The 13,986-nt window shown below is 41.1% G+C and carries 15 protein-coding genes; 9 read left to right on the forward strand and 6 right to left on the reverse strand.

The window, feature by feature from the left end; all coding sequences use genetic code 11:
- Window positions 1-36: 36 nt before the first annotated feature.
- The 9 genes from flgB (at window position 37) to KKC46_03345 (ending at window position 6,945) form a co-directional block, all read left to right on the forward strand.
- Entirely contained in the window at window positions 37-444 is a 408-nt protein-coding gene (gene flgB / locus KKC46_03305) for a flagellar basal body rod protein FlgB (GenBank protein ID MBU1052843.1), read from the forward strand.
- A 1-nt stretch (window position 445) separates the two neighbouring features.
- Window positions 446-868 (forward strand): flagellar basal body rod protein FlgC, encoded by a 423-nt coding sequence (gene flgC, locus KKC46_03310; protein MBU1052844.1) that lies wholly within the window; start codon window positions 446-448, stop codon window positions 866-868.
- Between the two features lie 3 nt (window positions 869-871).
- Window positions 872-1,162 (forward strand): flagellar hook-basal body complex protein FliE, encoded by a 291-nt coding sequence (fliE, locus tag KKC46_03315; protein ID MBU1052845.1) that lies wholly within the window; start codon window positions 872-874, stop codon window positions 1,160-1,162.
- Between the two features lie 92 nt (window positions 1,163-1,254).
- Window positions 1,255-2,817 carry a flagellar M-ring protein FliF gene (gene fliF, locus KKC46_03320; GenBank protein ID MBU1052846.1) on the forward strand — a complete coding sequence of 521 codons (1,563 nt, stop codon included), beginning with the start codon at window positions 1,255-1,257 and terminating at the stop codon, window positions 2,815-2,817.
- A 3-nt stretch (window positions 2,818-2,820) separates the two neighbouring features.
- Window positions 2,821-3,843, forward strand: coding sequence for a flagellar motor switch protein FliG (gene fliG, locus KKC46_03325; protein ID MBU1052847.1), 1,023 nt, complete (start codon window positions 2,821-2,823; stop codon window positions 3,841-3,843).
- A 53-nt stretch (window positions 3,844-3,896) separates the two neighbouring features.
- A complete protein-coding gene (locus KKC46_03330) occupies window positions 3,897-4,634 on the forward strand; it encodes a hypothetical protein (GenBank protein MBU1052848.1) in 738 nt (245 codons plus the stop codon).
- A 31-nt stretch (window positions 4,635-4,665) separates the two neighbouring features.
- A complete protein-coding gene (locus KKC46_03335) occupies window positions 4,666-5,958 on the forward strand; it encodes a FliI/YscN family ATPase (protein MBU1052849.1) in 1,293 nt (430 codons plus the stop codon).
- Window position 5,959: 1 nt separating this feature from the next.
- The gene (locus KKC46_03340; GenBank protein MBU1052850.1) at window positions 5,960-6,406 is read left to right on the forward strand and encodes a hypothetical protein; all 447 of its coding nucleotides are present in this window, start codon (window positions 5,960-5,962) and stop codon (window positions 6,404-6,406) included.
- Window positions 6,403-6,945, forward strand: a complete 543-nt coding sequence (locus KKC46_03345) for a hypothetical protein (protein MBU1052851.1) — start codon at window positions 6,403-6,405, stop codon at window positions 6,943-6,945. The genes KKC46_03340 and KKC46_03345 overlap by 4 nt, the downstream gene beginning before the upstream one ends.
- A gap of 502 nt (window positions 6,946-7,447) precedes the next feature.
- Here the strand turns inward: KKC46_03345 and KKC46_03350 are convergent.
- From KKC46_03350 to KKC46_03375, 6 genes are all read right to left on the reverse strand, one after another.
- A complete protein-coding gene (locus tag KKC46_03350; GenBank protein ID MBU1052852.1) occupies window positions 7,448-8,419 on the reverse strand; it encodes a S49 family peptidase in 972 nt (323 codons plus the stop codon).
- Complete coding sequence (locus KKC46_03355; protein MBU1052853.1) at window positions 8,412-8,594, reverse strand: hypothetical protein; 183 nt, start codon at window positions 8,592-8,594, stop codon at window positions 8,412-8,414. Before KKC46_03355 ends, KKC46_03350 begins: the two co-directional genes overlap by 8 nt.
- A gap of 78 nt (window positions 8,595-8,672) precedes the next feature.
- Window positions 8,673-9,389 carry a hypothetical protein gene (locus tag KKC46_03360; protein ID MBU1052854.1) on the reverse strand — a complete coding sequence of 239 codons (717 nt, stop codon included), beginning with the start codon at window positions 9,387-9,389 and terminating at the stop codon, window positions 8,673-8,675.
- A gap of 171 nt (window positions 9,390-9,560) precedes the next feature.
- Window positions 9,561-12,266 (reverse strand): DEAD/DEAH box helicase family protein, encoded by a 2,706-nt coding sequence (locus KKC46_03365; protein ID MBU1052855.1) that lies wholly within the window; start codon window positions 12,264-12,266, stop codon window positions 9,561-9,563.
- On the reverse strand, window positions 12,263-13,315 hold the full coding sequence (locus KKC46_03370; protein MBU1052856.1) for a macro domain-containing protein: 1,053 nt from the start codon (window positions 13,313-13,315) through the stop codon (window positions 12,263-12,265). Before KKC46_03370 ends, KKC46_03365 begins: the two co-directional genes overlap by 4 nt.
- A gap of 18 nt (window positions 13,316-13,333) precedes the next feature.
- Window positions 13,334-13,984, reverse strand: coding sequence for a DUF4433 domain-containing protein (locus KKC46_03375; GenBank protein ID MBU1052857.1), 651 nt, complete (start codon window positions 13,982-13,984; stop codon window positions 13,334-13,336).
- Window positions 13,985-13,986: the final 2 nt, after the last annotated feature.

Consider the following 13,986-nt stretch of genomic DNA (forward strand, 5'->3'; position numbering starts at 1 on the left):
CTAAGCTCTTGATGGCCATTAAAAAGGAGAAATTATATGGCTCTTAATTTATCGTTTGGCAACATAATTAACTTGCTTGAAAACGCAATAGGCGTGGCGCATCAGCGGCAAAACACTATTTCCAGCAATATAAGCAATCTTGAAACACCGGGATACAAGCCGAAGGATATTGATTTTAAAGCTGCCATGGCACAGGCTATAGGGGCAGAATCGCAAATTGGTTTGTCTAAAACAAATGCCGGTCATATTGACCCATATGCCGATTCCGGTCATAAAGTTGAAGCTTTTGAGGAAGAAGCAGATTGGAATGGTGTAAACTACGTGAGTGTCGATAAAATGATAAACAAGATGACAGAAAACAATTTGATATACAAAGCTGCAACGGAAGCAATGTTAAGGAAAATTTCTCTTATAAAAGAAGTAATCAGAGAGGGAGGACGTTAGCATGAATTTTATGGAATCTTTGAAAGTAAGCGCTTCAGGGCTCTACGCTCAGAGAAAACGAATGGATGTTATTGCCGAAAATCTTTCAAATATTGAAACCACACGTACGGAAAATGGAGGTCCCTACAGAAGAAAAATGATCGCCATAGGTGCAAACCCGGTTGATGATTTCAATGAGGTATTAGGTTCGCAAATGGAAGGTGTTAAGGTTGATGCGATTGTTGAAGATAATTCTCCTTTTAAAATTGTTTATAATCCAAGCCATCCTGATGCAGATAAGGATGGGTATCTTAAGAAGCCAAATGTGGATTTGGCGGTTGAAATGGCAAACATGTTGATGGCCCGAAATGCTTTTTCCGCAAATTTGGCAGCTATCAAATCAACACGACAAATGGTTTTAAAAGCTCTTGAAATAGGAAAATAAAAAATGAACGGCATTAATTTTGACAATTTGGATCCGGTTGGTTTTCATAAGAGTAAACAAACAACTCCAAACAGCTCTTCAGGATTTAAAGAAGCCATAAAAACTGCAATCGATAATGTGGATAGCCTGGAAAAAGAAGGAGATAAATCCATTCTTAATCTCATGCAGGGAAAGGAAGAAGTCCACACAACTATGATTGCACTTCAAAAGTCCGATATATCGATGAGAATGCTTCTTTCAGTAAGAAATAAGGCTGTTGAAGCTTACAAAGAAATTATGCGCATGCAGTTTTAAATTTTTATTTCAGATGTACATCCGTTTATGCTGTAATTTATTTGCACATAATATAAATTTAGCAAACAACCAAGATAAGCAGAGCATATTTAATGAATAATTCAGTAGTTCAGTTTACGGAATTTATCAAGTCTCTACCTCCTGCAAAAAAAATCTCTATTGCCATTACTGTTTTACTGTTAATGGGAGCTTTTGCCGGTATTTTTATGATAGCAAGCCAGGTTGATTACCGGGTTCTCTTTAATAATCTTTCTGCCCAGGATGCCGGAGCTATTATAGAAAAACTGGGAGAAAAAAATATTCCGTATAAGATTGAAGGCAGCGGTTCTTTAATACTAGTCCCTTCCGATATGGTATATGAGCTGCGCCTTCAAATGGTAGGAGAAGGACTTCCAAGAGATGGCCAGATCGGATTTGAAATATTCGACAAGACCGACTACAAAACAACCCATTTTGTTCAGAATCTAAATTACCAAAGAGCCTTGCAGGGTGAGCTGGCAAGAACTATAAACTGTTTTGAAGAGGTGAAAACTTCCAGGATATTTATAGTTCTTCCCAAAGAGACTCTATTTGTAGAAGATGCAAAACCAGCTTCAGCTTCAGTACTTCTTGACTTAAAATCAAATTTACCCCCGGAACGTCTTACAGCTATAATCCATCTTGTGGCAAGTGCTGTAGAAGGACTTGTTCCTGAAGAGGTAACTGTTGTTGATACAAAAGGAAGGGTAATCTTTAAAGGTGGCAGCAATAACCAGACGAATACTTTTTTAAATAATTCACAATTGGATTATAAAACAAAAATTGAAAGTGAAATCAGCAGAAATGTTCAGAGTATGCTGGAAGGAATTATCGGATCGGGTAATGCAATTGTAAGAGTTAATGCCAATGTAGATTTTAATAAAATAAGTATGAATGAAGAAGAATATGATCCTGCGGCATCAGTTGTTAGAAGTAAAAGGGATATTGAAGAATCATCTAAATCAGGAAATGCTGCCCAAAACACCGCACCATCTGTAATTAATAAAAGAGCAGGAGTAATTTCGGGAGAATCGGTTGACCAAAACGGAAGAAAGAAAAAAGACACTCTCACAAATTATGAAATCAATAAAGTTACAAGAATAATCTCCAAACCGGCCGGAACAATTAAACGCTTATCTGTTGCCGCAGTTATTGACGGACGATATGAAACGGTTAAGTCGGATGACGGTACCGAAAAAAGAAACTATATTCCGAGAACAAATGAAGAATTAAGAAAGTTTGAAGATATAGTAAAAGGTGCAATGGGCTACGATGAGGATCGCGAAGACCTGGTTTCAGTTAGTTCCATACCTTTTTCCGAAACCTTACCGGCAGAATTTCAACCGGAATCCATAACGTTTGATTTCACGGCACTATTTAGAGAATATAAAAACATACTGATTAATCTTTTATTAATAATCGCTGTATTTTTTGTTCTGGTTAAACCATTGATTAAAATGTTAAAAAGTATCCCAAAAGAACCACTGGTGAATGTAAAGGAGATTCCATCAAATGTGCAGTCAAATGCCCAGATCCCCGGAGTAAACACAAAAGGCCAGATTGAACAAGTTATAGAAATAAGCAAGAGCAATCCTGAAAAAACCGAACAACTCATTAGGGCATGGATGAACGAGTAGAAAATGAATTTAGATACCAATGATGCCAAAAAAACAACCGGAATTCAAAAGACAGCAATTTTTTTGATGGCAATGGGTGAAGAATTTACCGCATCATTTTTCAAAACAATAGATCAAAATAATATTAAGAAAATAGGCAAATATATGTCCAAAATTACATATATTCCTGCCGATGTTTTGAATGCTGTCATGAAAGATTTTTTAACAAACTTTCAAAGTGACAAGGCTATTGGATTATCCGGCAAATCATTTTTAAAGCAGGTGGCGGATAAATCTATGGGAGAATCACCGGTAAAGGAGGTTGTAAAAGCAATAGAAAGGGAAAATGAGAATACCCCTTTTGCTGAGCTTGCTTATCTTCCTGCAGAAAACATAATTAATCTTTTTAAGGGTGAGCATCCGCAAACCATTTCACTTGTGCTATCCACCCTGCCCCAGGACAAGGCAGCCGAAATACTTTGCATGCTGCCAGATGAGAACAAAGCTGATATAGCATATAGAATATTGCACATTGGAGAAGTCAATGATGATGTTATCAGAGACCTTGACGAAATATTAAAAAAAGAAATTACCGAGATGGGGGCTGGTTCAAAAAGAAAATTTGACGGAGTTGAAGCTCTTGCAAACATTTTAAGTGAGGTAAACGGCGAAACCGAAGAATCTATTATGATGCATATAGAAAAAGAAGATATCGAGCTCGCCCAGAAAATACGGCAGAAGATGTTTCTGTTCGAAGACTTGTTAAAAATTGATGACAAAAGTTTCAGGGAGATTTTAAAAAATATAAGTAATGATGTATTTGTAAGGGCTCTTAAAACTGCTTCCGAAGAGATGAAAGAGAAAATATTCAGCAATTTATCGGAAAGAGCTGCCAATATGCTTAAAGAGGATTTTGAAGTGCTTGGCCCGATTCGTATTAAAGAAGTTGAAGATAATCAGCAGGAAATAATAAAGGCAGCAAAAAAGCTGGAAGCTGAAGGCAAAATCGTTATAGGCGGCAAAGGCAAAGATGATGTTTTTGTATAAAATGCTTATATTAACTTTATATTTTATGATTAATTGGGCAACCAGGGTATATAATGCAAATATCTCATAAAACAAACGGGGATGACCTGACACACTATGAAATGAAAGCTTTTGATTCTTTCTATACTTCTGACAAAAAAGAAACGGGGCCATTTGCAGTCATTCAACACCATACAAAAAACAATTCAGTTTTTTATCCTATAGACATTGCCGGTAAGTATCATAAAAATGAAAGCCCGGAAGAAATTATAAAAAAAGCTCAAGAAAAAGCTGTTTTGATAGAGCAGGAAGCATATGAAAAAGGCTTTGAACAGGGCGAAAAGGACGGGTTGGAACTGGGCCAGGCAAAGGCTACGAAAATTGCTGAAAACATCGAAAGTCTTTTGGAAAAAATCAGTCTTCTAAGTTCAAAGATTCTAAATATTCATGAAAGGGAAATTATTACACTTATTTGTGCTGTTGCAGAAAAAGTTATTGGTTATCAGGTAGAACTTAATGATGCTGTAATCAGAAATACAGTCATAAATGCTATAAATATGGCAACGGAAAAACAATCTATCCGTCTGAAGGTAAACCCGGAAGATTTTGAATATATCGACAATTTAAGACCGGAAATATTTCAACGGTTCAATGAATTAGCATCGGTCGAAATAATTTCAAACCCGGCAATAAAACGTGGTGGTTGTCTATTGGAAACACCATGCGGCGATGTGGATGCAAGAATAGAAACACAGCTTTTAATAATTAGTAAATGTCTACAAGAAGTATTTGGGGAAAATAATATTGATTGACATTAGCGTTGATATTAATTGGAACCGTTATATGGAGTCTCTGGATAAATGCCGACCAATGCAGCATCAGGGAAAAATCATTAAGATTTCCGGTATTATTGCTGAAGCAAACGGACCAGGACTTTGTATCGGAAGTCTTTGTGATATCGAAACTGCTCCGGGTCATGCTATTCGTGCCGAGGTTGTAGGCTTCAAAGATCAAAAACTTATACTGATGCCATTTGGAGAGCTAAGAGGTGTTAAGCCGGGCAGTAAAGTTACTGAAATAATCAACCGGGCAACGGTTCCAGTAGGAAACGATTATATTGGAAGAGTAATTGATGGATTTGGGCAACCTTTAGATGGTAAAGGGGAAATAAATTCGGATGCGGAATACCCCGTGTATGGTAATGTTATCAACCCATTGCAAAGAAGAATTATAACTGAAACCATGGATGTCGGTATCAGAGCAATAAATTCTATGGTTACCGTGGGAAAAGGTCAGAGAATTGCTATTATGGCCGGATCGGGAGTAGGGAAAAGCGTGTTAATGGGTATGATGGCAAGAAATACAGCTGCAGATGTTTCAATTATTGCATTAATCGGTGAACGTGGCAGGGAAGTAAAAGAGTTTGTCGAAAAGAAGCTTGGTAAGGATGGAATGAAAAAAGCAATTGTGATTGCATCAACATCAGATACACCGGCACTTATAAGAATAAGAGCTGCCTATTATGCTACCGCACTTGCTGAGTATTTCAGGGATCAGGGATTGGATGTTCTTCTCGTTATTGATTCCATAACCAGAGTTGCCATGTCCTTAAGAGAAGTCGGGCTTGCGGCCGGTGAACCTCCAACAGCAAAAGGATATACACCAAGTGTTTTTACCCAGATGCCGAAGATTCTTGAACGCGCCGGTAATCTTGAGGAAAAGGGCAGTATAACCGGTATCTACAATGTATTAGTTGAGGGAGATGACATGAGCGAACCTGTAGCAGATACCGTTCGCTCCATTGTTGACGGACACATAGTACTTTCCAGAGATATTTCACATAAGGGGCATTATCCTGCAATAGATGTTATGGCAAGCATAAGCAGAGTGATGAAAGATATTGTGACACCAGATCACTTTGATTTGGCGAGAAAAGTAATCAAAACGCTTGCAATATATAAAGATGCGGAAGATCTGATTAACATCGGTGCATATCAAAACGGCAGTGATTCGGAGATAGATTTTGCAAAAAAAATGATCGGGAAGATAAATGCTTTTCTTCAGCAAAAAATTGATGAAAGAACAGATTTTGATAGCAGTCTTTCACAATTGAAACAGTTGATAGGAACCAAATGAAATGAAAAAATTTAACTATAGGCTGGAAAAAGTATTGCGTTATAGAAAGTATCTTGAAAAAAAAGCTCAAAAAAGACTGAGCGATACCATATATGAGTATCAAACCAGAGAAAATTTAATCAAAGATATTGAAAACAAGCAAAAAGAGCTTGCCGGTAATTGCAATAAAGAAAAGCTTAGAGGAATGGATGTTGTGCGGTACCAGAACTATAATCTTTATTCCAGGAAATTATGCGATGATCAGGAAAGAGAACTACTTGCCTTGAAAGAAACAAATGAGTCGGTTCAACTACACAGAAGCTTGCTTCAAAAAGAATTGATAAGAAAAAAACAACTTGAAAAATTAAAAGAAGTTCAAAGAAGCAGATATATGCAATTCGCAGAAAAAGATGCACAGAAGCAATCCGATGAGATGCAAATTACCATAGGTAAAAGGGTAAATTTATGAAGCCATTAACATATATTTCATTTATTTCTTTGCTTGTACTCAAAATAGTATTTATTTCTTTGTTTATTTTCCAGACTGAATCAAGCAATTTATTATTTAACACAAAGGCAATTGCTTCAGAAAATATAACTGACGCTCCTGTAGCAACTAAACCCCTTCCGGAAATTGAGGATGAAAATAATAAAGATAATATGGCTTTTCTGCTAAAACAAAAAGCCGAACTTAAGTCACAGCAAGAAGAACTTGCGGCTATACGAGATGATATCAGCAATAAAATTGAAAAGCTAACCCGGCTAAGAGAAGAAATTAAACTCGATTTAGCAAAAATCGAAACGATTCAAAATAAAAAAACTAAACATCTGATAAAAGCATATTCTGCAATGAAACCCCAAAGCGCCGCTGAATTGGTAGAAAAGCTTGACACTGATTTTGCAGTGGAGTTACTTTCACAAATGAAGGGGGAAGCTGTCGGAACTATTTTGTCAAATTTGGATAAAGATAAAGCGGCAAAAATTACTAAAGGGCTTGTCGGAAAATAACGATTCAATGCCGTTGAATTAAGCCGGTTGTCCGGAGGCTATTTTTTTATCTACAGTTTTGTCATACTTTCATAGACGTTGTTAAGCCATATCTGATCGCATTTGGTTTTATCAAGATCATCCGGATATGAAAGATGCAAAGTATATAGCAATTGTCATAAATCTATTCCGTTTGAGACGTTATTAACTAAACTATATATATTCACCAAAAATATGGAACCACCCATTTCCGTCGTTTTGGCGAAAGCCGGAATCAAGTAAATTCAAGAGAAAAATCCTGCATGATATTCTTCATATCAAAGGTTTGGGTGAAACTGTGATATGTAATAATATCTCAACCGAAAATTTAAGAAAAATAAGCGTGTTATTGCTTGAATTAAAAGAAACTGAATAACTAAAGGGCGTACCGTACAACTCCCCTATGCTGCTACAAACATTTTTGCCCCTAAGGTGAAGTTAAGCCAGAGCGGCCCCTGTTTCCGCGATCGGCTTTAACGACTTTTTAGCCATTTCCTATTAGAGGTGGTTGCAACTGGTTCGGCGGGAGTCCGATCTGCTGATGCTGTGGGGGCCCTGCCATAATTATTTGCTGCGCTTGTAGTATGAAAGCCATACCGTTTTGATTTTCAATGATTTTAAAGGCGGGTGTACTGGAAAGTGTGTGGAAGTAAATATGATGGACAGATAAGACCTTGTCTTGGAGTTCCTGATCTGATTCTAAATCGAACACCTTCAGCCCCATTTCTTTACACTTTTCAGAGGACAAATGCCGATTATGCGCAAGGCTCACAGAGTGGTCACCAAGTTCTCGCATAATGTTGTCAACTACAGAATCCGCATCGGCGAGGCTTCTAAACATATTTCTTTTTAGCCATGCATGAACCAGGCTATTTGACCACTTAACCGCTTTTTCGCATTCTCCTATGAACGCCGGTGCATATTTCGCAATTATTGGTTGCCATACCGGTATTGTGCGCGGGTCGGCAACTATCTCATTATATGCACGTTGAAATTCCTCTATGACCCCATGCGCCGGTATTCCATTAAACTGTGGATCAACCGGCCCAAGTGATGATTGCTTTCCCATCCAGATTTCACGACATGAACAAGCGATCATTGTCCCAGCTGACATTGCCATTTGTGGAACAAAGCATCTAACATCTCCTGAGAATTTGCTCCATAGGTAGTCCACAATGGACTCCGTTGCGGCGGTATCACCACCAGGGGTATGCAGAATTAGATCAAGACCCTTTTTCACATCCACCCCGTTAATGGTTGTCATTAATCCATTCTTGTCTGTGTCATTTACAGCTACCGCTGGACCCAATTCTGGCTTCTGTAGCCACCCACTATAATAGCAAATCACATTTCTCTTCGTATATTGAGATAGGTCAGCGATGTACTTTCGACGAAGAATATCAAAGGGACTTCCGAGTTGTCCTATTTCTCTTACTAATTCTGACCAATTAGGCATTTTGCTCCTCCGTTCTTACTAAAGTACGCTCTCCATTGTTCAAAACCACCGTTTCAACAATAAGGCGGCGTTGTGGTTGGCCCAAAGGAAATTGGTCACTCGCCAACTGCAATAGGTGATTTCGGAGATCATCATTTAACTGAAAACATTCATACTGCTTTGATATGTCATTCATGGTTTTCTCTCCTATTTATTGCATGGCTAAAGTTGCTAATCAGACGCGCATCTTTTTGCGTAGGCTGAATCAGCATTGTTATATTTGTCTGACCGCGTAGTTTTCTGCTTTTTTATATGTATCTTGAAGTGTTTTTGGTAACAAACTCAAAATTGCTTCTTTTAAATAGTTTTTAGCAGCCTCCCCACCCTTGCGGTCACTGAATTGCCATCCATTTGCATTTTCGTTTGTTGCAGAGTATCGAATAATATCCTCGAAAAATGATCGGACGGATGTAAAAGCTTTATCACGATTCATAATTTCAAGATTGCAGACTATCGCACTATTAATATTTAGTTTGTCATCTATAGGCGGGCTTACATCAAGAAGTAGTAACTCATTTTCACCGCTGTACCGCCACGTCGTGGTTTTTTCAAATTCATTTAGCACATAGACAAAAGCTTGATCACTGTAGTACCATGCCATCCCATCAATTGAAGCAACAACCTGCTGATCTTGGTATAGACCTTCTGGCCAAAAGTTTCCGTAACCACAACAGAAGAAATTAATATGCTTACCAGATCTATGATGGAAATAATTCAAGTTTAAAAGGATTTCGTTTTTACAAAAAATAGTATTCGGATTACAGAATATAACACCAATAAAATTATGACGTTTTACTTTTTTATTAATTTCAGCCATAGCATTTCTTGAAACAGGATCGACTGAATCATAAAAAGTTATTCGCATTGAAGCCTTTTTAAGGTCATCATTGACTATATTTAAAATGTGTTGAAAAGAAATTGCTTCAATCACGCAAACCTCATTTTCATAAAATATAACAATATATTGAACAGTTTACTTCCAATGCCAGAAAATTCCAAAACTGACGATATCCAATTATAGCATAATGACAAATCTATTTAATATAATTGAAATTGTCAAACTGGTTCAACATCTATTCTATATTTATTATCTTCTGTCTTCTTACCAAGGGACCGAAAGTCGATCCACAACATCCCTCCGTGCCAAAACCCGTGAGCATAACTCCCAACGATCTTTATCCGGGTCAATAGTTTCCTGATACCTCATTTCAAATACATTGCGAGCTTGTTGGCGAAGATGGATATATTCGTCCATCATTTCCTCCAGCTTTTCAATGCTTTCAATCCAGTCGTCTTCGATAGTGTCCGGCAGGCCGCCAAAGATATCATAGCGGTCTTTCATGCGGCGAGAAATAACCTGGTACACCTTTTCATCCTGGGTCTCGTGATAAACCAGATTGAGCATATCCACTGTGCGCCGCGCCTGACCGAACCGTTTAATACGCCCCAGCCGCTGTTCCAGCCGCGACGGATTCCAAGGCAAATCAATATTTATAAGGGTGCCGAGAGTTTGAAGGTTCAGCCCTTCGCAGGCGGCATCGGTTGCCACGACCAGACGAATTTCACGTTTCTTTACTGCGTTTTTAATTTCCTCTCTTTCGACGGATGCGAACTCGTTTCCGCGAAATATTCCGCTCTTCCCCGTGCCTGCGTAGACACCCACTGGCTCGTCAGACAGAGATTTTGCCAGATCCTCGCCTACAGCGTATACGGTATCGTAGTATTGGCTAAAGACAATACAGCCATGCTCAAGCCAGGTCTTTCCATCTGTGCGATGTTCTGTTAGAAAATACCGAACTGCGGTGAGCTTAGGATCACGGGCTTCGGAACGTGACAGCTCATCCACAATAGTATGAAGATGCATTGCCTCTTCAGCCGTGAGCGCACTCAATGTGTCTGCCACCAACCTCATTTGTTCTTCATCCTCAAAAGTTTCGCATCGCAACATTTTTTCCGCCGTAGATCGACCCGAAGCAAAACTCGAACAAATCCGCTGCAGGAGTAACGTCTTCATGAATCCGGAAGCCTTTGTCCCTTTTTTATTAAGGGCAGCAGTGAAAGCTTCGGCTGCTTTGTAAGCAAGATCAAAGGGAAGGTTTGTCAGAAGACCGAGGCCACTAAATCCCACTCTACTATATGCTGTAGCCGAAGTATCCGGGTCCGGGTAAATATCCACACCGACCTTCTCCAGTAAGCCGGCCTCTTCCAGTGTCTGTCTGCGTCGAAGCACGGTATGACGTACGATGGGATTGTGATCGCGAAGAAAATCGGGCGCAAGAGCTTGACCGACCGCTTGCCGTTCCAGAAAGCCTAAAGATCCGAATCCACGATCCGTAAAAAAAGTATTATCAGATAGACCAAGTTGCAGTCGCAGCGATGCAAACAGTGCATCTTCAGTTACCGGTGGAAGTGGATTTTGAAGCCATTCCCAGGCTTCCTTCTCATCTGCCGGAATCTCCGTGCCTTTTACAATAGGGAGTGCTTTCTCACAATCCAACCAATGACCGAAAGGTTCGCGGCCAAGCACGACATCTGCACCAGCATTGAGAATATGCATAAGATCCCAAAGTTCATGCACCTCTGTCTGAATGGGAGTTGCCGTCCCAAGCAAAAGGTTTTTGGTGCGAGGACCGATCTGTAGCATAAAATCAAGCAGTTTGTTCGGATTATTCTTCTTCTGGCCCAATGTGCCATGACGGCGAGCCTTGTGGGCCTCATCCAGAATAACTGTTCCGTATTTGCGTTCAAGCAGATGCCTACGTTCTTCAGAACCGTGGACGATCAGACCGGTAGATACGATTGCGATGCGAAAAGGGCAGCGTGCGATGTCTTCGGCCCCGCGCGTCTTTATAATATGCCCCTTTGGATCAACCCATACTTTCTTCGTTGACAACCAAACCGCGCTCGGTATGCCGAGTTTATCAGTCAGCTCTACTTGCCATTGCAATGTGAGGGTTGAGGGGCACAGGATAAGCACAGGACCATCTTCCAGGAGTGCAGATAGCATGGCGCTTGCGGCAAGTGACAATGTTTTACCAACACCCACCTCGTCAGCCAGCAGTAAACGGGCTTTGCCGTAAATTTCCCGGTGCTGTAAAAACATAGTTACAAATGAGCGTTGCCAGGGCTGAAGCTGTTCACCACCGCGATAAATGGGACTTTCGGCGAGGGCAGCCGCAGCTAATTCTCCAGATTTTGCCTCCTCGAAGCGGATCTCCACGCGATCGGCAACGCGTTTGATTTCTTCTATAATGGCATCCGGCAGCGGATAACCGTCCTGCCAGAGGGCGGCAAACTCCTCTTCGACCCAGGCAACGCCTTCCGGCGACGGATCTTCCCACAGGATTTCATAGTTCTGATTAAAAGCACTCTTGGTTTCGTTTATGGAGCCAAGAAAACAGGTTTTACTGCCGTCGGATGCTTCGATAACCCCTGCCTTGCCGTGAACAAAAACCCTGTCTTTGGGTACGACTCTGATCTCCACGCGGCCACTGGTCAGCAGCTCATGGAGTCGGCGGTAGCGCTCACGGTGCAATAGAGCCTCAACCTCAGCATGGGCCTCGTTCCAACGCTCCTTGAGCCCTGTTTCGCGCACATGCTTTGACACTGCCACATCGGCCGCGTCAAGCTCACTGTTACAGACAATCTGCACATTAGGGATAGATGCAATCTCTTCGCCAACCAGCTCAAAAATTGAACTGCGGAAATATCCGGCAATGCGCTTATAGGATTTTGCCCCCCGAAGCCGATCAGCAAGAAAGGCATGATCGAGCCGCCGGCGGCGAGAGGAAAAACGGTTGATAGTCATAACGTCTGAGTGTGTTGTAGCCATTCTTTACGTTTCAGGATATCCCAGGCAAGCCTGATATGCTTTTCCTGAAACATTCGCTTGCGGTTATTCCAACTGTATGTTTTGCTGATTGCCTCATCTGCTGTTGCAGCACCTTCGCGATTTGCTACCCAGTGGACAGTAGATAAAAGTTCCATGCCGAATGGTGTTTCAAATCCTGAAATGAGATCCACAACACTTTGAAAATGTTTCAGAGTGGAAGGATGATCTTCAAGAAAACTTTCTGCCTGAGCAAGAACATCGGGAAGCAGATTTATCTGCCGCTCCGGATTATCTTCTGCGTCGCCGTACCCGGTTATGAAGTGTCCTTCCATAAGTGACAATACATGGCGCAGGTTCTGCGCATATGGTCCATAAGGTCCTTTGTTGTACTGAAGTTTTAACCCCTCTCCCGCTTCCTGCATAAAATACATCAATTTGTGGATCTCCAGAAGAGTCACAAAAGGGTTCATGACCGCCGCAAGATAACGACGCATCAAAACAAGCAGTGCTGCCCGACCGACAGTCAAATCCGGTGTCTTTTTGGAATGAGCCATTATTTCAGGAAGAGGCGCTCCTTTAGGTTCATAGAGCAAAACCCGCACATCAGTCAAATCCTTAAAAGCCGCCTCAATTCTGGCCCGCACATCAGCCCAGTGCAAACCGCCAAGACCGCAACCAAGCGGTGGGATGGCAATGGAATGGATACTCCTTTTACGCACCTCGGTCACAAGGGCCTGCAACCCAACTTCTATGTCTTCCATCCGGCTTTTGCCTTTCCAATGGCGTTTGGTTGGGAAGTTGACCACATAACGGGGATTATAAAGCCGGTTGAGATCATAGATGAGCATCTTGCCCGGCTGTAGTTCCTTCTTGTCGCATACCGCCTTATAACGTTTGAAATTATCAGGAAATCTATTCTTGAACTGGAGAGCAATTCCGCGGCCCATGACCCCGACACAGTTAACGGTGTTCACCAGCGCTTGGGCATCAGCCTGTAGTATGTCGCCTTGTGTCAATTCAATCATGTGTGCCTCCTTTTATATCTAAAAATACCATGTTTTTTCAATATCCACAACCGGTTTATGCCGGGCATTTTTGAGAATGGCGTTGACTTGATTGAGAACCTTTTCATTCAATACCCCGACCTTTTCCACCAGATGCCAGGGGCATACATCATGGATCAGGAATTCAGCCTGTTTCCCTTCCTGTATCTGCATATCACGAAAATCTGTTGCCATTACCGCATTCCAGTCAATTTTTTCCAAGTCCGTTAAGTCATTAAAAAAGTCGGCAAGATACCCACCGGCATTCCGGTCGGTAAATGCCCAGCGTACATTATTTTCATTTGCCCATCGTATGCTTGAGAGCATGTCCATCTGCAAATGCAGAATCGGTTCCTGACCGCCACGATAGCTCATATCCGGGTGATTATTCTTGTAAATTATAAATAACATGATTGAACGGGGGCAGAAATAAAACGGTACATATTCACCGACCCTGGTGTGTGGATGACAATGCGCCTCGATCTCAAATAACCGTCTTCGCTTGATATCGGTCATGCCAATAGATGTCTGGTCACCACCCATCCCGATACGTCGGCCATCCGCTTCTATAAAACCGGCCGCTGCAATGGAAGCCAGGTTGTCAACGTGAGTGATATGATAGATTTTCGGTTGGGCCGGTGGTGTTGTCATGC

Source organism: Pseudomonadota bacterium (assembly GCA_018817425.1).
GTDB lineage: Bacteria > Desulfobacterota > Desulfobacteria > Desulfobacterales > RPRI01 > RPRI01.